This is a genomic window from Pectobacterium aroidearum, assembly GCF_015689195.1.
GTDB classification, from domain to species: domain Bacteria; phylum Pseudomonadota; class Gammaproteobacteria; order Enterobacterales; family Enterobacteriaceae; genus Pectobacterium; species Pectobacterium aroidearum.
The window spans coordinates 4,455,660-4,472,848 of record NZ_CP065044.1; the positions used below are offsets into that span (position 1 = coordinate 4,455,660).

General features: G+C 51.6%; 16 protein-coding genes, 1 tRNA gene and 1 pseudogene. 11 read left to right on the top strand and 7 right to left on the bottom strand.

Translation table 11 applies throughout. The annotated features are described in order from the left end of the window. Window positions 1-119: 119 nt before the first annotated feature. Together I2D83_RS19825 and I2D83_RS19830 are read right to left on the bottom strand one after the other, a co-directional pair. A complete protein-coding gene (locus I2D83_RS19825) occupies window positions 120-443 on the bottom strand; it encodes a helix-turn-helix domain-containing protein (protein ID WP_205947183.1) in 324 nt (107 codons plus the stop codon). After that, window positions 427-786 carry a type II toxin-antitoxin system RelE/ParE family toxin gene (locus tag I2D83_RS19830; protein ID WP_039522019.1) on the bottom strand — a complete coding sequence of 120 codons (360 nt, stop codon included), beginning with the start codon at window positions 784-786 and terminating at the stop codon, window positions 427-429. The genes I2D83_RS19825 and I2D83_RS19830 overlap by 17 nt, the downstream gene beginning before the upstream one ends. A 999-nt stretch (window positions 787-1,785) precedes the next feature. Here I2D83_RS19830 and I2D83_RS19835 point away from each other — a divergent pair. The 8 genes and pseudogenes from I2D83_RS19835 (at window position 1,786) to I2D83_RS19865 (ending at window position 7,719) form a co-directional block, all read left to right on the top strand. Next, window positions 1,786-2,664: an integrase domain-containing protein gene (locus I2D83_RS19835; protein ID WP_205947184.1), complete on the top strand. Its 879-nt coding sequence runs from the start codon at window positions 1,786-1,788 to the stop codon at window positions 2,662-2,664. Window positions 2,665-2,666: 2 nt separating this feature from the next. Beyond that, window positions 2,667-2,867: a helix-turn-helix transcriptional regulator gene (locus tag I2D83_RS19840; protein ID WP_005971237.1), complete on the top strand. Its 201-nt coding sequence runs from the start codon at window positions 2,667-2,669 to the stop codon at window positions 2,865-2,867. After that, window positions 2,864-3,400, top strand: a complete 537-nt coding sequence (locus I2D83_RS19845; RefSeq protein ID WP_241007247.1) for an ash family protein — start codon at window positions 2,864-2,866, stop codon at window positions 3,398-3,400. The genes I2D83_RS19840 and I2D83_RS19845 overlap by 4 nt, the downstream gene beginning before the upstream one ends. Beyond that, window positions 3,393-4,229: pseudogene (locus I2D83_RS22435) on the top strand (primase-helicase zinc-binding domain-containing protein); the annotation flags it as partial. The gene I2D83_RS19845 and the pseudogene I2D83_RS22435, both read left to right, overlap by 8 nt. A 111-nt stretch (window positions 4,230-4,340) precedes the next feature. Then, complete coding sequence (locus I2D83_RS22440) at window positions 4,341-5,429, top strand: helicase RepA family protein (protein ID WP_241007320.1); 1,089 nt, start codon at window positions 4,341-4,343, stop codon at window positions 5,427-5,429. A gap of 285 nt (window positions 5,430-5,714) precedes the next feature. Continuing rightward, window positions 5,715-6,035 (top strand): type II toxin-antitoxin system RelE/ParE family toxin, encoded by a 321-nt coding sequence (locus I2D83_RS19855; RefSeq protein ID WP_005971241.1) that lies wholly within the window; start codon window positions 5,715-5,717, stop codon window positions 6,033-6,035. Continuing rightward, on the top strand, window positions 6,025-6,309 hold the full coding sequence (locus tag I2D83_RS19860) for a helix-turn-helix domain-containing protein (protein ID WP_039499229.1): 285 nt from the start codon (window positions 6,025-6,027) through the stop codon (window positions 6,307-6,309). Before I2D83_RS19855 ends, I2D83_RS19860 begins: the two co-directional genes overlap by 11 nt. 498 nt (window positions 6,310-6,807) lie before the next feature. After that, a complete protein-coding gene (locus tag I2D83_RS19865; RefSeq protein ID WP_205947186.1) occupies window positions 6,808-7,719 on the top strand; it encodes a hypothetical protein in 912 nt (303 codons plus the stop codon). An 86-nt stretch (window positions 7,720-7,805) separates the two neighbouring features. On the opposite strand, the gene I2D83_RS19870 is transcribed toward I2D83_RS19865, so the two are convergent. The 5 genes from I2D83_RS19870 to lptF form a co-directional block, all read right to left on the bottom strand. Beyond that, a complete protein-coding gene (locus I2D83_RS19870; protein ID WP_205947187.1) occupies window positions 7,806-7,967 on the bottom strand; it encodes a CopG family transcriptional regulator in 162 nt (53 codons plus the stop codon). Between the two features lie 19 nt (window positions 7,968-7,986). Further along, window positions 7,987-9,243, bottom strand: coding sequence for a tyrosine-type recombinase/integrase (locus tag I2D83_RS19875; RefSeq protein ID WP_205947188.1), 1,257 nt, complete (start codon window positions 9,241-9,243; stop codon window positions 7,987-7,989). A gap of 220 nt (window positions 9,244-9,463) precedes the next feature. Beyond that, a tRNA-Leu gene (locus I2D83_RS19880) sits at window positions 9,464-9,548 on the bottom strand. Between the two features lie 228 nt (window positions 9,549-9,776). Further along, window positions 9,777-10,853: an LPS export ABC transporter permease LptG gene (gene lptG / locus I2D83_RS19885; RefSeq protein ID WP_205947189.1), complete on the bottom strand. Its 1,077-nt coding sequence runs from the start codon at window positions 10,851-10,853 to the stop codon at window positions 9,777-9,779. Then, the gene (gene lptF, locus I2D83_RS19890; protein ID WP_205947190.1) at window positions 10,853-11,968 is read right to left on the bottom strand and encodes an LPS export ABC transporter permease LptF; all 1,116 of its coding nucleotides are present in this window, start codon (window positions 11,966-11,968) and stop codon (window positions 10,853-10,855) included. Before lptF ends, lptG begins: the two co-directional genes overlap by 1 nt. A 283-nt stretch (window positions 11,969-12,251) precedes the next feature. Here lptF and pepA point away from each other — a divergent pair, with 283 nt between their 5' ends. The 3 genes from pepA to I2D83_RS19905 all read left to right on the top strand — a co-directional run bounded on the left by pepA (window position 12,252) and on the right by I2D83_RS19905 (window position 17,185). Then, a complete protein-coding gene (gene pepA / locus I2D83_RS19895; protein ID WP_010284628.1) occupies window positions 12,252-13,763 on the top strand; it encodes a leucyl aminopeptidase in 1,512 nt (503 codons plus the stop codon). Window positions 13,764-13,867: 104 nt separating this feature from the next. Further along, window positions 13,868-14,317 (top strand): DNA polymerase III subunit chi, encoded by a 450-nt coding sequence (locus I2D83_RS19900; RefSeq protein ID WP_012773101.1) that lies wholly within the window; start codon window positions 13,868-13,870, stop codon window positions 14,315-14,317. 12 nt (window positions 14,318-14,329) lie between these two features. After that, entirely contained in the window at window positions 14,330-17,185 is a 2,856-nt protein-coding gene (locus tag I2D83_RS19905; protein ID WP_181845806.1) for a valine--tRNA ligase, read from the top strand. Window positions 17,186-17,189: the final 4 nt, after the last annotated feature.

Genomic DNA, 17,189 nt, shown 5'->3' on the forward strand with positions numbered 1-17,189 from the left:
AAAACTCCCTATTTTGTTTATAATTAGCAAGATCAGTATAATTCATTTTTGACACCAATATGATACTACCAAAGCTGTATATAGCTTAAAAGCCAGCATGGCAGGATAATTAAAAAACATCAAACCAATACCTTCAACCCATGTTTCTGCACCACGGTAAGCAATTTCAGCGACAACCCACTAGGGCGTTTTACGCCGCTTTCCCATTTCTGCACCGTTGAAACACTAGTGTTCAGGTAGCTTGCGAAAACAGGCTGGCTAACTTTCAGCTTTTCACGCAACGCTTTGATCTCAATAGGCTGAAGATCGTCCACGCTGTTGAGGCACGCTTTGTCAAAGTTACGCATGGTTTCCTGTGGAATAGCGTCGACGCTGAATAATCCAGAAGCCGCGCTATGGATAGCCTCAAATGCAGGACTCTTAAATTTACTTTTTGCGGTCATGACTAATCTCCACCAGTTCTTTACTCTTAATCAGTGCCGTAATCTTTTCATCGGCAAGGGTTGCGTAGTGCTTCGCCAACTCGCGGAATCCGGCCAGTTCACGATTATCGATATTCGCCATATCCTGCTTGGCATACAGGAACGTGTAAAACCAGTGCTGTCCACCTTTCGCCAGTATGATGGCGCGATCGCGATTCTGGTTCAGCCGCTTCTTATAAACGCCGCCGCCGAGATCGTCGGCTTTCCCTTGCATCACTGCCTCAATAGCCTCACATAACTCACTATCCTTGATGGCGTGGGATTTAGCCGCTTTAGTGAACCATTTGGTTTTGAATACACGCATCAGGTCGACATCCTGTAACCTTAACTATAGCACTTGGTGCTAGATTACTCGCTTTTCAGGCAGAGTCAAAGCGCTTGAAGTCTGCAAACCTTTGTCGTATTTTTGACCGTGAAACCCTGCTGTCGATGACAGCCACCAATGTTTCCAGTATCGGGATGATATGAGTGACCTGTGAGAAGCGCCTTCGGGTGGTCACACTGCCAAAGTCATAAGGAATGGAGCGTGGTCTGAGACTGACGCCTTCGGGCGACCACACGATACCCTTCTGTAACCTGAAAAGAAGGGAGCGCGATTAAAAGCGTGGTAAATCTGCTTAACTTCTGAAAGCAGATGTCGTCAGAGCCGCTATGAGCATGACGATGAAGCTCACTTTTACTTCAAGCCCAACATTGCTTTGGGCTTCACTATACCCAGCCAGAGAGCGGCTTCCATACCGTAGGAGACTGGCCGTAGCTGCAACGTTTATCGTTGTGGTGATTTCACTTCATAGGCGGCTTAAACAGCGCTTATCCTCGTAAGTTCGCGTTATCACGCGACTTCGATTTTACTCGTCTCAATGATTTGCGTCTGCGCGTGTGAACGTGCTGGCTGCGCGTTGCTATGCCGTCAGGCATCTGCTACGCGACTGCCGGCAACGTCTGCACCGGCGTCACTTTTTCCGTGTCAACGGATGAAAGTGACGCCGCAGCCGAAGCCCCCATCAGCCCCTGAGACATGCACCTCACCCACAGCGTCATGAATCTGACACACCCGTTTGTGCCGGACTGATCGCTTTTTTTACAGGAGATTGAACCGATACCGAGGCAGGCCTAACCGCCTGAGAGGAAATCCTGCAACCGCAGGCGGTCGCACCGAGTGCGTCACCGACACCTCCCAAGACCTCAACTGCTGTCCGCTCTGGCGCACAGGTATCGTTCAAGGCAGGTCAATTGCGATTGTTTCTGCCCTTTCCCATGCGCCAGAGAAAAGCATCCAGTTGAATTATGAGAGGTAAGTTGCATGAGTAAATTAAGTCGTGAAATGACCACGCTGGCGAAACAGGCTGGCGGGAGCTACAAGACGGTTCATGATCGTATCCGCATCATGGACAGGCTGTGTCGTCACCTGCTGGCGCTGAATATTCAGGTGCGTGACGTTAAGTATCTCAAAGCCAGACATATCGAAAGTTATGTCGCCGAACGCCTGTCACAGCGGATTGCACTTCGAACCCTGCACAACGAAATGGCGGCGCTGCGCACGGTGTTTAAGCAGGGAGGACGGGAAAAGCTCGCCGTTTCTGATCGCCTGACCAACAACGCGTTGGGGCTGAGTGGCGCAAGCCGTGCCGGGACAAAATTCGCTATCCCGGATGAGCGCTATCAGGCCGTTCTGCTTGCAGCGCAACAGCGTGATAAAGGGCTGGCCTGCGCACTTCAGCTTGCCCGATTGCTGGGGCTGCGTTCTCAGGAAGCGGTGCAATGCGCCAGTTCGCTGAAAACGTGGGAAAAGCAGCTTGAGCGCCATCAACAGACGCTGACCGTGGTGTTTGGTACTAAAGGCGGCAGGCCACGCGAAACCCGGATTATCGATCGCGAGGCGATTCAACGGGCAGTAAAAGAAGCGCTAAAGGTGGCCGAGGCGCGTAACGGCAGATTGATGGATAAACCCGACCTGAAAACCGCCATGAACTTCTGGCGTACACAGACCACCCGCTTAGGGCTGACCGGCCGCTATTCCCCGCACAGCCTGCGTTACGCATGGGCGCAGGATGCCATGCGTTATTACCTGTCAGAGGGCTTTTCCCGCAGTGAAGCCAGAGCATTAACCTCTATGGATCTCGGCCACGGTGATGGTCGGGGGCGCTATGTCGAGCGGGTTTACACCCGGAAGGAGGATTGAACATGACGGATAACACGTTGATTCGCTTATCGGGTGTGATGAAAAAGACTGGCCTCAGGAAATCATGGATTTACCTGCTGATGAAGCAGGGAGAATTCCCTCAGACGGTCAAAATCGGCGCTCGCTCGGTAGCGTGGGTGGAAAGTGAGGTGAATGACTGGATCGCGGCACGTATCAGCCAGCGCGGGGAGGTTAAACCATGATGCATTGTTATTTTTTTCTGGCGGGCAATTTACGATATACTGCTGATGCTGCGGCAAAATCCGTAGCCGGAATTGGCGTTCCGACATTTACCACGTTGCCTAAAAGACACGGATTTATTACGTGTCTTTTATTAGGCGATGCCTGCGCATACCTGTCAATGGTGGCTCAGGCGGGGGCTCCGCAAGGAGCGCCGGGCTACGTGGTAACCGGTTACGCCAACCCCGTCTGGGCTACCACCATCGAGGTTGGCGTCTCAGGTGGTAGTGATATCCTGCTTACCACGGAGGCTGCCTTATGGCTACGATCCTTCCCTTTCTCTACCCGCAATCTTTCTTTTTTTCTGCGGGGGTACATCATGTATGACCCCACTCCCCTGACGTTAGAAGAACTCGTCGATCACTGTCGGGCGCTGGCCTACGCCATCATTGAACTCGACAACGCACTCGCGAAAGAGTTGCTGATCTTTATCCTGTGGGAACGTCTGAACCAGTTGAATGACGCACTGCAAGCGGAGGTGGCTGACGATGAGTAAGTTCGTTTCAGACATTACCGCACAGTCGCGCCACCGCTGGCGTGCCATTCTGTCCGCACTGGCTATTCCGGTGCCTTCTGGCGGTAAACATGGCGCTTGTCCTGCCTGCGGTGGCAAAGATCGCTTCCGCTTTGACGACAAAGAAGGACGGGGAACGTGGTTTTGCAATCAGTGCGGTCATGGCGATGGCCTTGATCTGGTCGCACGGGTGAAAAACTGCGACCTGTCAGACGCCGCAAAACAGGTGGCCTTTTTGACGCTCCCCGCCTCAACTGCGCCAGCCAGGGAAAAAGCCGCTGAGCGCCCGCCGCTGTCCGATAAAATCAAGCAGATGCTGACCCATTCGAGGAACGGCGAGAGCGCCTACCTGAAAGCAAAAGGATTCTCTATCGTCCATGCCCGCCTGACCGCACAGCAAAAAATGCGTATCGGCGGCGTGCTGTTTGATGAGGGAAGCCTGCTGCTGAAACTGCATCGTGTTTCCGGTGAATTGATCGGCGCACAGTTGATCAACGACGACGGAGAAAAACGCTTGCTGCCGGGTTCACAGTTGAAAGGCGCTTTCATCGCCGTGCATTACCCGAAAGAGCCGGACACCATCGTGATCACCGAAGGGTATGCCACCGGCCTGACCATCAGCCAGATTACTACGGCGGCGGTGGTCGCGGCGGTGTCGGCCAATAACCTAATAAACGTCGCCCAAGCGCTGCGTGGCTGGTATCCCGATGCCACTATTATTCTGGCGGGCGATCATGACCTGCATGCTGATGGTTCAACCAATATCGGTAAAGAACAGGCTGAAAAAGCCGCGCTCGCGGTGGACGGCTGGGTGTCGTTACCGCCCACCACAATGCTCTGTGACTGGGATGATTACCGTCAGCAATATGGGCTTGAGGCCACCAAATCCGCGTTCAACAAACAACGCTATCAGCCCGACACGATGTATACACCTTTAGTCCGCACCGATTCCGCTACACCGGCATTCAACACCGCATTACCCCTGCGCAAAGGCTCTGACGGTTTTGATACGCGGCAGGACTACCTGATTAAAGGCTATCTGCCGAGTTCATCCGTTGCCAGCGCTTACGGTGCCAGCGGCTCGTATAAATCTTTTCTGGCGGTATCGTGGGGATGTCATATCGCCACCGGCAAACCGTGGGCAGGCAAGCCGGTGACACAGGGGGCGGTGATTTATGTCGTCGGCGAAGGCGGGATCGGCGTTCCCCGCCGTATCCGGGCATGGGAGCAGACGCTTAACGGCGGTAGCCCGATTGATGCGCTTTATCGCGTCGATTGCCCGATTTTTCCGGCCAGCCCGGAGAGTGTACAACAGGTGATTCGCGCCGCCCGCGATGTGAAAGTCGCCTCCGGTATGCCGGTTCGGCTGATTATTCTGGATACACTCGCCCGCTGTTTTGGCGGTTCGGATGAGAATGCGGCTAAAGACATGGGCGCATTCATTCAGGGATGTGATGCGATTAAGGCAGCGACACAGGCCACGGTGTTGATTATCCATCATTCCGGTAAAGATCAGGACAAAGGAGCACGCGGCTCCAGCGCCTTCCGTGCTGCGTTGGACGTGGAATTTAACGTCCGGCGTGAAGGTGAAGGCGGCGCGTTGATCCTCAGTTGCACCAAGATGAAGGATGCGGAAGAGCCGCCGCGTCGCGCCTATGACCTGAATGCCGTGGATCTGTACGTGGACGATGATGGCGACCAGATCACTTCGCTGGTGCTGAACGATGAAGGCCGCGAAGTCAGAGAAGATGAGGCTGCCAGCGATCCCGATTTAGCCGGTATTCCACGGCTGACGGAAAATCATTTTGCTCTGTGGCAGGCCATTCGTTCACGCACGGCCAACGGTGAAGGCTGCACCCGTTCATTAGTGCGGGATGATATGCGGGCAATGGGCTTTGATGTGAACAAGAAGTTCACCCGCTGGCTGGACAAGCTGGAAAAGGATGGCCTGATCGCCTTTGAAGGGGAACGGATCACGCCGCTCTCGCAACGGAATAAGGCGGGGGATTAAATGGGGGAAAGTGGGGGCGAACGGATAAGAAGTCCTTCTATCCGGCATTTTCCCCCACTTCCCACGCATATATAGGTGCGAAGTGGGGGAATGACTTAACTCGATAATAAATAAACATTTTTAACAAAGTGGTGAAAATCAGGTGGGGGAGGCCGTGATCCCTGAGTAAGTGGGGGAAAGGTGGGGGATGGTTTGCTAATGGTTTACTTTGCCGATACACGCTAAATATAACATTTGAGTTATTATAACTTATGAGTTATATTCCCCATTAATAAGGGGACTGACATGTATGAATTGATTTTTCACCCCGAAGCTGCAAGCGAAATTTATGACCTCGAACCTGTTATGCAGGCAAAAGCGCTTAAAGGGCTTGAAAAACTTGAAGCTAAAGGGCCCGAGCTAAGATATCCAGACACGGACATCATCGAAGGTGGGTTATTTGAGCTACGGGTTGGTAGAAAAGACATAAGCAGAACGTTTTTTGCTTACGCAAAAGGACGTAAGATCTATATTTTAAGGACGTTCGTAAAGAAAACCCCTAAGACGCCGAAAGCTGAAATAGCGCTGGCAAAGTCAAGATGGGAGGAATTGAAAGATGGCAGTTAAAGGTATCAACTTCTCTGAAGTTAAAGCGAAAGCACTTTCTAATCATGAAGTTAAAAAAGCGTATGAGGACGAAACTCAAGAAGAAGCGCTTCGCGCTGTTCTGATCGAAATGAAGTCCAAGTCAGGTCTGACAAGTACAGAGATTGCCGCTCGCATGGGGGTAAGCCAACCTGCGGTGAGCCGCCTTGAGAGAAATGTTTCCAGTGCGAGTATCTCAACCTTACAACGGTATGCCGCTGCTTGCGGTATGCAGCTTAAGCTGTCACTGGGTTAAGATTCGCGCGGTATTTATAAGCCGGATTTTGCACTGGTTTGCCGGTTAGCATCGGTGCTACAGGTTCCGGCTTGCTACTTCTATACGGTGGAAAACGATCTGGCGGAAATGATACTTAGGTATGATGAGTAGCTGGAAAATCATCCACATAAGAAAAATGAGCGCCAGCCCCTCCCAAAAAAGGGGCTGGCGCGGAGTTTAATACATATCTTTAACATTAAAAATTAGCCTAAATGCCAATTTTTCACAGTAAGTACATCATAACCATATAATAAAGATAGATATTTTATAAATCATTAATTAAAATATTTCAATAATCTTCCAACAACTCCCATAAAACCAGACATTAATAAATTAAAAAAACCATATTAGATATAACACATGACAACAAGGTTATTTAGATGATAAAATTTAATATAATTTATTGTTTTTAGTATAAATGAACGTGAAAATTAATAAATTATGACAATATGAAATATCAACTCATGGAGCTGTCAAATGAAAGCAATTGATCCGTTATTTATCACATTTGCCATAAATAATTTAATTGATATCATTAAAGAGTCAAATCACGTTAATTATTTCAAAGACTATTTGATGCCAATCATTACAGTTTGCATTTCTTCTGCTACAGCATATTTCATAGCACTAAAAGGATTTAAATATCAGGAAACCGTTAAAAATGAAAAAGCTAAAGCTGACACTTCAAATCAAATAATTTTACTCTTTCAGTCGATGCAAGGTTCTCTGGCAGCATTAAAAGATATATATGTTAATGAATTAACAGATAACCCTATACAAAGAGCACTAATTATACCTATGATTCCAATGAAGTTAAAACCTGTTCAAATCGAACCAGAAAGACTTATTCAGTTATTTAACCTAACTAATTCTAACATAGAAAAAGAGCCATGGACTAATATATCTGCAATCATGACAACCCTAAACAACTACAACCATATGATCACCATCATAGAAACGAGAAACTCAGTTAACGAAATTGTAATAAATAAGCTATCCCCTTTAGTTTTCGATAGCAAAATCGAAATTGAAAAAATACTCAAAACAATTGAGCCATCACTTCGGATAAAATATATAGATATAACTGAAATGATGATTTTATTTATTGATAACTTAATTGTTACGGTTGACGATTTTCTAAATCATTTCCCTGCTATAGCTGTAAAAAATTTAAATAAAAAATACATCCCCAATTATATAATCATAAAAAACTATCAAAATAACTACACATCATTTACAAGACTTTTATCTCGAAGTACCTCTGTAAACATTGAGACTCTTTCTCTGTTAGTGGAAATGGATGAAAAAATGGTAAAAGAAAAATATACAGATCAATCATTCTTGATTACGACAAATAAAGATTATTTAAACAAGCACAAAGCAGAATGAAAATATTTATATTATTGTCCACAGCTATACAAACGGATTTATTTTCACTACATCACATACGTCTTTAATAGGCAAAAAATTATCGATTATGCTTTCTTCAGTCTGGTGATGAACGCCTGCATATCAGCGTAATTCACAACACGTCCTACATCAACATCGGCAAGTCCTTGTAAGACCCTCTGATGACGCGGTTCTGCCTCCTCAATCAGAGAAGTGAGCGCTACCGCTGGTTTTTTCGTTTTTTTCATCGCTAAGACCCCCGATGAATTAAACATTTTTAAACTCATACGGCACCACATATTCATCCCAGTTCGCATCCAGATAATCCGCCCACCATTGCAGCATTAGCCTGCGCTCATCCAGATGTTCCGCTTTGTGGATATAGGCAGCACGGACGCCGTTGCGTTCCTGATGACTCATTTGCCGTTCTACCGCATCCCGTGACCACTGGCCGGATTCCACCAGTGCGCTACAGGCCATGGTGCGAAAGCCGTGTCCGCAAACCTCGGTGGTGGTGTCATAGCCCATGGTTCGTAATGCGTTATTGACGGTGTTTTCACTCATCGGTTTGGTTGGTCGATGATCGCCGGGGAAAATCAGTTCATGAGCGCCGCTGATGGCCTTAATCTCTTCCAGCAGCGCTAAAGCTTGTCGGGATAGCGGCACCAGATGTTCTGAGCGCATCTTTGCGCCACGCTGCGAATGCTTCACGCCGGGAATGGCTTCGCGTTCAGCCGGTATCGTCCACATGGCGCGTTTAAAATCGATTTCCGGCCAGCGGGCAAAACGTAGCTCACTGGAGCGGATAAAAACGCACAGCGTGAGTTTTAAGGCCAGTCTGGTTAACACCCGCCCTTTGTGGCGTTCTATCCTTGCCAGAAAATCCGGCAGTTTATTCAGCTTCAGGGCTGGCCGATGGGTAGCTTTTGGCGCGGCTATCGCCCCGGAGAGATCTTGCGCGGGGTTGCGCTCTATCAGATCGTTCTGCACCGCATAACGCATAATATCGGTGACGCGCTGGCGCAGCCGTGACGCCAAATCAAGATGACCGTTCTGTTCGACGACTTTCAGCGGCTCCAGCAGGTCTTTGGTTTTCAGGTCGGCAATATGGCGATGCCCGATAGCAGGCAGTAGATTTCGTTCCATATCGCGCCATACCCGTCCGGCGTGTGTTTCTGACCACCGATTTTGGCTAATGTTTCGGTGCCAGTCCTGCGCGACCTTCGCAAAAGTATTCAACGCCTCTTGCGCCTGCTCTTTTTCTTCTTCGCGCTTTTCCGTTGGGTGGATGCCTTCCAACAGCAGCAATCGTATCTCATCACGCTTCTCTCTGGCCTTCGCCAGCGAGACTAGCGGATAGGCACCGAACGCAATCCGGCTTTCCTTACCTTCAAAGCGGTACTTGAGATACCAGCGCTTAGAGCCGTTAGGACTTACCAAAAGATACAGGCCGTGCGCGTCCGCGAGCTTATAGGCTTTCTCGCGGGGCTTGGCGGTACGGGCAACAACGTCGGTCAGTGCCATAATTTGGGGGTCAACTCATAATCGAAGTGAATTGACCCTTATCTTGACCCCCAAATCATCTGGATGTCAATGGACGAAAAAAGACCACTGTGGATAAAACAGACAAAATCGCAGCGAGAGGAATGAAATTAAAATCGTTATTTTACAGATAGATATGGACGTTACTGGACGATTACGGACATAAAAAAAGCCACCCTGAGGTGACTTGATTTTCATACGATGGTGCCGAAGGCCGGACTCGAACCGGCACACCTTGCGGCGGTTGATTTTGAATCAACTGCGTCTACCGATTTCGCCACTTCGGCACAGAAGTAGTATGCGGAAAACGGGTGCATTATACCGTTTGACGGCCTACGCGCAACGTTAATCCACTCTGCGTTCGGTTAAGTGCTGAAAAAATCATCTTTGGCAACGTGTTATCCCCGCTTTGCCTTATAGGATGTGCTGATGTGCTCTGCTGGGAACATTTTCTGCAGGCAATAAAAAACGCCGAGGGAATCATCCACTCGGCGCTTTCTCTGGTGTAGCTGGTGCTATCGGCGTTTCAGCAGCAGCGCCACGCTGATGCACAGGAACACCGAACTCGGTAAGATGGCGCCCAGGATCGGCGGGATGCCATAGACCAGACTGAGCGGGCGGAAAATCTCATTCAGCAGGTAGAAGAGGAAGCCGAAACTGATACCGATTACGATGCGTGACCCCGCCGAGACGCTGCGCAGCGGGCCGAAGATGAAAGAGACCGCCATGAGCATCATCACCGCCACGGAGACCGGCGCAAAGATCTTGCTCCACATGTTCAGTTGGTAACGGCTCGACTCTTGTCCGCTTTGTTTCAGGTACTTAGCGTAATCATGCAGCCCGCGGATCGACAGCGCATCAGGCTCCAGCGCTACCACGCCCAGTTTGTCCGGCGTCAGGTTGGTTTTCCATTCACCACTAAGCGTCTGGCTACCGCCAATCTGTTTCCCATCGCTCAAATCCGATTCATCAACCTGCGACAGCCTCCAGACATTCCTGTCATCTTCAAACTCAGCGGAGGCCGCATAGCGTACAGAGAGCAGTTTGTTGTTATCGTCAAAGTGGTAGATGTTAACGCCAGATAGCTCTTTATCGCCCGCAACCCGTTCGATATAGATAAAGTCATTGCCGTCTTTTGCCCACAGCCCGCCCTGCGTAGAGATCATCGACCCACCGGAGATCATCTGAGAACGGTAGTTACGCGCCATCTGTTCCCCCTGCGGAGAAACCCATTCGCCAATCGCCATCGTCAACAGCACCAGCGGGATTGCGGTTTTCATCACGGCAGTCGCAATCTGCAAGCGGGTAAAGCCGGAAGCCTGCATCACCACCAGTTCACTGCGAGTGGCGAGTTGGCCCAGCCCGAGCAATGCGCCGAGCAGCGCCGCCATCGGGAAGAAGATCTCAATATCTTTGGGGACGCTGAGCAGCGTGTACAGCCCAGCACCCAGCGCCGAATACTCGCCCTGCCCGACTTTACGCAGTTGGTCGACAAACTTGATGATGCCGGAGAGCGACACCAGCATGAACAGCGTCGTCATGATGGTGGTGAAAATCGTTTTGCCGATATAGCGGTCTAATACACCAAACATCAGGCCGCTCCTTGTGTTTTAAGAGTACGAGGCTTAAAGCGAGCGCGCACTTTGCGCATCGGTACGGTATCCCACAGGTTAAGCATCACCGCGATGCCAAAGTACATCAAGTTGGTCAACCAGACCCATACCATCGGATCGATTTTTCCTTTACTGGCGTTAGAACGCAGCGAGCTTTGCAACAGGAAGAAGATCAGGTACAGCAGCATCGCAGGCAGCATGCTCAGCACCCTGCCCTGACGGGGATTCACCACACTCAGCGGCACCACCATCAGCGCCATAATCAGCACCGAAAGAATCAACGTCAGGCGCCAGTGGAACTCTGCGCGCGCATCGTGCGCGTCCGAATGCCACAGGGTTTGCATATTCATTTGCTGCACGTCGCTATTATTTAGCGTCACGCTCTGGTGGCCGATCACGGCCTGATAGTTGGTGAAATCCGTAATACGAAAATCACGCAAAAGCGCCGTGCCTTCGTAACGCGACCCGTTATCCAGCGTTACGACTTGCGCACCGTCTTCGTTTTGTTTGATATGACCGCGATCGGCAACCACGACAGAAGGCCGCGCGTTACCGCTGGGGCGCAGCTGCGCCAGAAAGACGTGCTGAAACTCCGAGCCTTTAACATTGCCAACAAACAGCACCGCGTTGCCACCCTGCGCGGACTGGAACTGCCCTTCGACCAGCGTCGCCATACCGGGGTTCGCTTTCGCTTCCGCCAGCACTTCTTCCTGATGCCGGGACGACCACGGGCTGAGCCACATGACGTTAATGGTCGCGATGACAGCGGTGAACACCGCCAAGGCCAGAGCGGCTTTTAGCAACACGCGTTTGCCCAGCCCACAGGCGTGCATGACGGTGATTTCGCTTTCCGCATAGAGGCGGCCAAACGTCATCAATACGCCAAGAAACAGACTTAATGGCAGGATGAGCTGCACCATCTCTGGCACGCCCAATCCCAACAGGGAGATAACCAAATTTGTCGGGATTTCACCATCAACCGCAGCGCCCAGTATCCGCACTAATTTCTGACAAAAGAAAATCAGTAACAGAATGAAAAGGATGGCCAGTTGGCTCTTAAAGGTTTCCCGTACCAGATATCGAATGATGATCACGCTTAATTACGCCTGTGAAAACTTGTCTTTTTGCAGGAAAATCGATAGTTTCTTCGCTAACGCGCCATTTATACTCATTTTTGGCAGCCCTCTTAGCTAAGACTGTATTACAACATACTGCGTTTGAGCTGTTGTATCAGAACCTGCTTATTAGTCACTAAAACAGGTTCGCTACGTCGTTAAGATTAACACAGGTTATGTTAACGCAACGGCGGGAAAGTATTACGGAGTGTCACATTCTAGCCGTTGCCCCCGCCTTTGTCTTTAAGATTCAGGAGAGTACATGGAGTTCAGCGTAAAAAGCGGTAGCCCGGAAAAACAACGCAGTGCCTGCATTGTCGTCGGCGTGTTTGAACCGCGTCGTCTGTCCCCTATTGCCGAACAACTCGATAAAATCAGCGACGGCTATATCAGCGCGTTGCTTCGCCGTGGTGAATTAGAAGGCAAAGTGGGGCAATCACTGCTCTTGCACCATGTACCTAACATTCTTTCCGAACGCATCCTGCTAATTGGCTGCGGAAAAGAGCGCGAGCTTGATGAACGCCAGTACAAACAGGTGATTCAGAAAACGATCAACGCTCTGAACGAAACCGGCTCGATGGAAGCGGTCTGCTTCCTGACCGAACTGCACGTGAAAGGACGTAACACCTACTGGAAAGTGCGTCAGGCGGTCGAAACCGCAAAAGAAACGCTATATACCTTCGATCAGCTTAAAAGCAATAAGGTCGAACTGCGTCGTCCGCTACGCAAAATGGTCTTCAACGTGCCAACGCGCCGCGAGCTGACCAGCGGCGAACGCGCCATTCAGCACGGTTTGGCAATTGCTGCGGGCATCAAAGCCGCGAAAGATCTCGGCAACATGCCGCCAAATATCTGTAATGCCGCCTATCTGGCCTCGCAGGCGCGCCAGTTGGCCGATACCTACAGCCAGAACATCATCACGCGCGTGATTGGCGAACAGCAGATGAAAGAGCTGGGCATGAATGCCTATCTGGCGGTGGGTCAGGGTTCGCAGAATGAATCGCTGATGTCCGTGATCGAATACAAAGGCGATCCAAACCCGGAAACCCGCCCGATCGTACTGGTAGGTAAAGGGCTGACGTTCGATTCCGGCGGCATCTCCATCAAGCCTGCCGACAGCATGGACGAAATGAAATACGACATGTGCGGCGCGGCCACGGTCTACGGCGTGATGCGTATGGCGGCCGAACTGGCGCTGCCGTTGAACATCATCGGTGTGCTGGCCGGTTGTGAAAACATGGTCGATGGGCGTGCCTATCGTCCAGGCGATGTGCTGACCACGATGTCCGGCCAAACGGTCGAAGTGCTGAACACCGATGCGGAAGGCCGTCTGGTCCTGTGTGATACGTTGACCTATGTTGAACGCTATGAGCCGGACGTGGTGATTGACGTCGCAACGCTGACCGGCGCGTGCGTGATTGCGCTGGGGCACCACATCACTGGGCTGATGGCGAACCACAATCCGCTGGCACACGAACTGTTGAGCGCGTCCGAGCAGTCTGGCGACCGCGCATGGCGTCTGCCGCTGACCGACGAATTTCAGGAACAGCTGGAATCCAATTTTGCCGATATGGCAAACATTGGCGGCCGTCCGGGCGGAGCGATTACCGCAGGCTGCTTCCTGTCCCGCTTTACGCGTAAATACAGCTGGGCGCATCTGGATATCGCGGGCACCGCCTGGCGCTCCGGTAAAGCCAAAGGGGCTACGGGTCGCCCGGTCGCGCTGTTATCACAGTTCTTGCTTAACCGCGCTGGACAGAACGACGTAGAATAAGGCTTTCGCGTCAGGGCAATGGCCTTATCATGTCATTGTCGTCTTATGGGCCGGACTTCCGGCCCTTATCACTTTCTGGCTCTTAGCAATCAATAGTGTGAACAATGAAAAACGCAACGTTCTATCTTCTCGAACACGACAGCAAAAGCGGTGAGCTCAGCGCCCATGAGGCTCTGGCATGCGATCTGGCGGCAGAACGTTGGCGAGCAGGAAAGCGCGTGCTGATTGCCTGCGAAGACGAGCAGCAGGCCATCAGGCTCGACGAGGCGCTGTGGCAACGCGATCCTACTGCGTTCGTGCCGCATAATCTGGCAGGCGAAGGGCCGCGTCACGGTGCGCCGGTCGAACTAGCATGGCCGCAGCGGCGTGGCAATGCGCCACGGGATCTGCTGATTAGCCTGTTGCCGCAGTTCGCAGATTTTGCCACCGCTTTCCATGAAGTGATAGACTTTGTCCCTTACGAAGAATCCTTGAAACAGTTGGCGCGCGACCGCTATAAAACTTATCGCAGCGTCGGCTTCCAATTGACCACGGCTACGCCGCCAACTCACTGAATTTTGAGCATAATGGAAACGAAATATAACCCGCAAGATATCGAGCAGCCGCTCTACGAACACTGGGAAAAACAAGGCTACTTCAAGCCGCACGGCGACACGAGTAAAGAAAGCTTCAGCATCATGATCCCGCCGCCCAACGTCACCGGCAGCTTGCATATGGGTCATGCTTTCCAGCAAACCATTATGGATACGTTGATTCGCTATCAGCGTATGCAGGGTAAAAATACTCTGTGGCAGGCGGGGACCGACCACGCAGGTATCGCCACGCAGATGGTCGTTGAGCGCAAAATCGCCGCAGAAGAAGGCAAAACTCGCCACGATTACGGCCGCGAAGCGTTCATCGACAAAATCTGGCAGTGGAAAGGCGAATCCGGCGGCAACATTACCCGTCAGATGCGCCGTCTGGGCAACTCCGTTGACTGGGAGCGCGAGCGCTTCACCATGGATGAAGGCCTGTCCAACGCGGTGAAGGAAGTTTTCGTCCGCCTGTATAAAGAAGATCTGATTTACCGCGGCAAACGTCTGGTGAACTGGGATCCGAAGCTGCGCACCGCGATTTCCGATCTGGAAGTCGAAAACCGCGAAGTGAAAGGATCAATGTGGCACCTGCGCTATCCGCTGGCCGATGGCGTGAAAACCGCCGAAGGGAAAGACTATCTGGTCGTCGCCACCACCCGCCCGGAAACCATGCTGGGTGATACCGGTATCGCCGTTAACCCGGAAGATCCGCGCTATAAAGATCTGATCGGCAAAGAAGTGATCCTGCCATTGATTGGCCGCCGTATTCCGATTGTTGGCGACGAACATGCCGATATGGAAAAAGGCACCGGCTGCGTGAAGATCACACCAGCACACGACTTCAACGACTACGAAGTCGGTAAACGTCATCAGTTGCCGATGGTAAATATCCTGACGTTCGACGGTGATATCCGTCAGAGCGCCGAAGTGTTTGATACCAATGGCGAAGCCAGCACCGTTTACAGCAGCGACATTCCAGAAGCCTTCCAGGGTCTGGAACGTTTTGCCGCACGTAAAGCGCTCGTCGCCGCATTCGATGAACTCGGCCTGCTGGAAGAGATCAAGGCACACGATTTGACCGTTCCTTACGGTGACCGTGGCGGTGTCGTCATTGAACCTATGCTGACCGATCAGTGGTACGTGCGCGCTGCCGTGCTGGCTAAGCCGGCGGTAGAAGCCGTTGAAGATGGTCGCATTCAGTTCGTACCAAAACAGTACGAAAACATGTACTTCAGTTGGATGCGTGACATTCAGGACTGGTGTATTTCCCGTCAGCTGTGGTGGGGTCACCGTATCCCGGCCTGGTACGACGCGAACGGCAACGTCTATGTGGGACGTACCGAAGCGGAAGTACGCAGTGAAAACAACCTCGCTGATGATGTCGTTCTGAATCAGGACGAAGACGTACTGGATACCTGGTTCTCATCCGGCCTGTGGACATTCTCTACGCTGGGTTGGCCGGAGCAGACGCCAGATCTGAAAGCATTCCACCCAAGCAGCGTGATGGTGAGCGGCTTCGACATCATCTTCTTCTGGATTGCCCGCATGATCATGCTGACCATGCACTTCATCAAAGACGAAGACGGCAAACCGCAGGTGCCATTCCACACCGTCTACATGACCGGCCTGATCCGTGATGAGGAAGGCCAGAAGATGTCCAAATCCAAAGGGAACGTCATCGACCCACTGGATATGGTGGACGGCATTTCGCTGGAAGCGCTGCTGGAAAAACGTACCGGCAACATGATGCAGCCGCAGCTGGCGGAAAAAATCCGCAAGCGTACCGAGAAACAGTTCCCGAACGGCATCGAGCCTCACGGTACAGACGCCCTGCGCTTTACGCTGGCGGCGCTGGCTTCAACCGGTCGCGACATCAACTGGGATATGAAGCGTCTGGAAGGTTACCGCAACTTCTGTAACAAGCTGTGGAATGCCAGCCGTTTTGTGTTGATGAACACCGAAGATCAGGACTGTGGCTTTGGTGCAGGCGAGAAAGTGCTGTCGCTGGCTGACCGCTGGATTCTGGCAGAATTCAACCGTACGGTGAAAGCCTATCGCGAAGCGCTGGACGGCTATCGCTTTGATATTGCTGCCGGTATTCTGTACGAATTCACCTGGAACCAGTTCTGCGACTGGTATCTGGAGTTGACGAAGCCTGTGATGAATGGCGGCTCAGAAGCAGAGTTGCGCGGTACACGCCATACGCTGGTTACCGTACTGGAAGCGCTGCTGCGTCTGGCGCACCCAATTATTCCGTTCATTACCGAAACCATCTGGCTACGCGTTAAAGCGCTGAAAGGCATTAGCGCCGACACGATCATGTTGCAGCCGTTCCCTGAGTTCGATGCCGCGCAGGAAGATACGCTGGCTCTGAACGATCTGGAGTGGATCAAGCAGGCGATCATCGCCGTGCGTAACATCCGTGCGGAAATGAACATCGCGCCGGGCAAACCGCTGGAAGTGTTACTGCGTGACGCCACAGCTGAAGCACAGCGTCGCGTGGAAGAGAACCGCAGCTTCATCCAAACGCTGGCGCGTCTGGAAAACATCACAGTGCTGCCTGCAGGCGATAAAGGTCCGGTTTCCGTCACTAAACTCATCGACGGCGCCGAGCTGCTAATTCCTATGGCTGGCCTGATCGACAAAGCAGCAGAGCTGGATCGTCTGGCGAAAGAAGTGGCGAAAATCGAAGCTGAGATTGGCCGCATCGAAAGCAAGCTGTCCAACGAAGGCTTTGTGGCGCGCGCGCCGGAAGCGGTCGTCGCCAAAGAGCGTGAGAAGATGGACGGCTATGCCGTAGCGAAAGCCAAACTGCTGGAACAGCAAGCGGTCATCGCCGCACTGTAACGCT

What these genes read in the sequence shown, in the direction of transcription:
- I2D83_RS19825 (WP_205947183.1), bottom strand. Translation starts at nt 443, where the DNA reads ATGACCGCAAAAAGTAAATTTAAGAGTCCTGCATTTGAGGCTATCCAT.
- I2D83_RS19830 (WP_039522019.1), bottom strand. Translation starts at nt 786, where the DNA reads ATGCGTGTATTCAAAACCAAATGGTTCACTAAAGCGGCTAAATCCCAC.
- I2D83_RS19835 (WP_205947184.1), top strand. Translation starts at nt 1,786, where the DNA reads ATGAGTAAATTAAGTCGTGAAATGACCACGCTGGCGAAACAGGCTGGC.
- I2D83_RS19840 (WP_005971237.1), top strand. Translation starts at nt 2,667, where the DNA reads ATGACGGATAACACGTTGATTCGCTTATCGGGTGTGATGAAAAAGACT.
- I2D83_RS19845 (WP_241007247.1), top strand. Translation starts at nt 2,864, where the DNA reads ATGATGCATTGTTATTTTTTTCTGGCGGGCAATTTACGATATACTGCT.
- I2D83_RS22440 (WP_241007320.1), top strand. Translation starts at nt 4,341, where the DNA reads ATGTATACACCTTTAGTCCGCACCGATTCCGCTACACCGGCATTCAAC.
- I2D83_RS19855 (WP_005971241.1), top strand. Translation starts at nt 5,715, where the DNA reads ATGTATGAATTGATTTTTCACCCCGAAGCTGCAAGCGAAATTTATGAC.
- I2D83_RS19860 (WP_039499229.1), top strand. Translation starts at nt 6,025, where the DNA reads ATGGCAGTTAAAGGTATCAACTTCTCTGAAGTTAAAGCGAAAGCACTT.
- I2D83_RS19865 (WP_205947186.1), top strand. Translation starts at nt 6,808, where the DNA reads ATGAAAGCAATTGATCCGTTATTTATCACATTTGCCATAAATAATTTA.
- I2D83_RS19870 (WP_205947187.1), bottom strand. Translation starts at nt 7,967, where the DNA reads ATGAAAAAAACGAAAAAACCAGCGGTAGCGCTCACTTCTCTGATTGAG.
- I2D83_RS19875 (WP_205947188.1), bottom strand. Translation starts at nt 9,243, where the DNA reads ATGGCACTGACCGACGTTGTTGCCCGTACCGCCAAGCCCCGCGAGAAA.
- lptG (WP_205947189.1), bottom strand. Translation starts at nt 10,853, where the DNA reads ATGTTTGGTGTATTAGACCGCTATATCGGCAAAACGATTTTCACCACC.
- pepA (WP_010284628.1), top strand. Translation starts at nt 12,252, where the DNA reads ATGGAGTTCAGCGTAAAAAGCGGTAGCCCGGAAAAACAACGCAGTGCC.
- I2D83_RS19900 (WP_012773101.1), top strand. Translation starts at nt 13,868, where the DNA reads ATGAAAAACGCAACGTTCTATCTTCTCGAACACGACAGCAAAAGCGGT.
- I2D83_RS19905 (WP_181845806.1), top strand. Translation starts at nt 14,330, where the DNA reads ATGGAAACGAAATATAACCCGCAAGATATCGAGCAGCCGCTCTACGAA.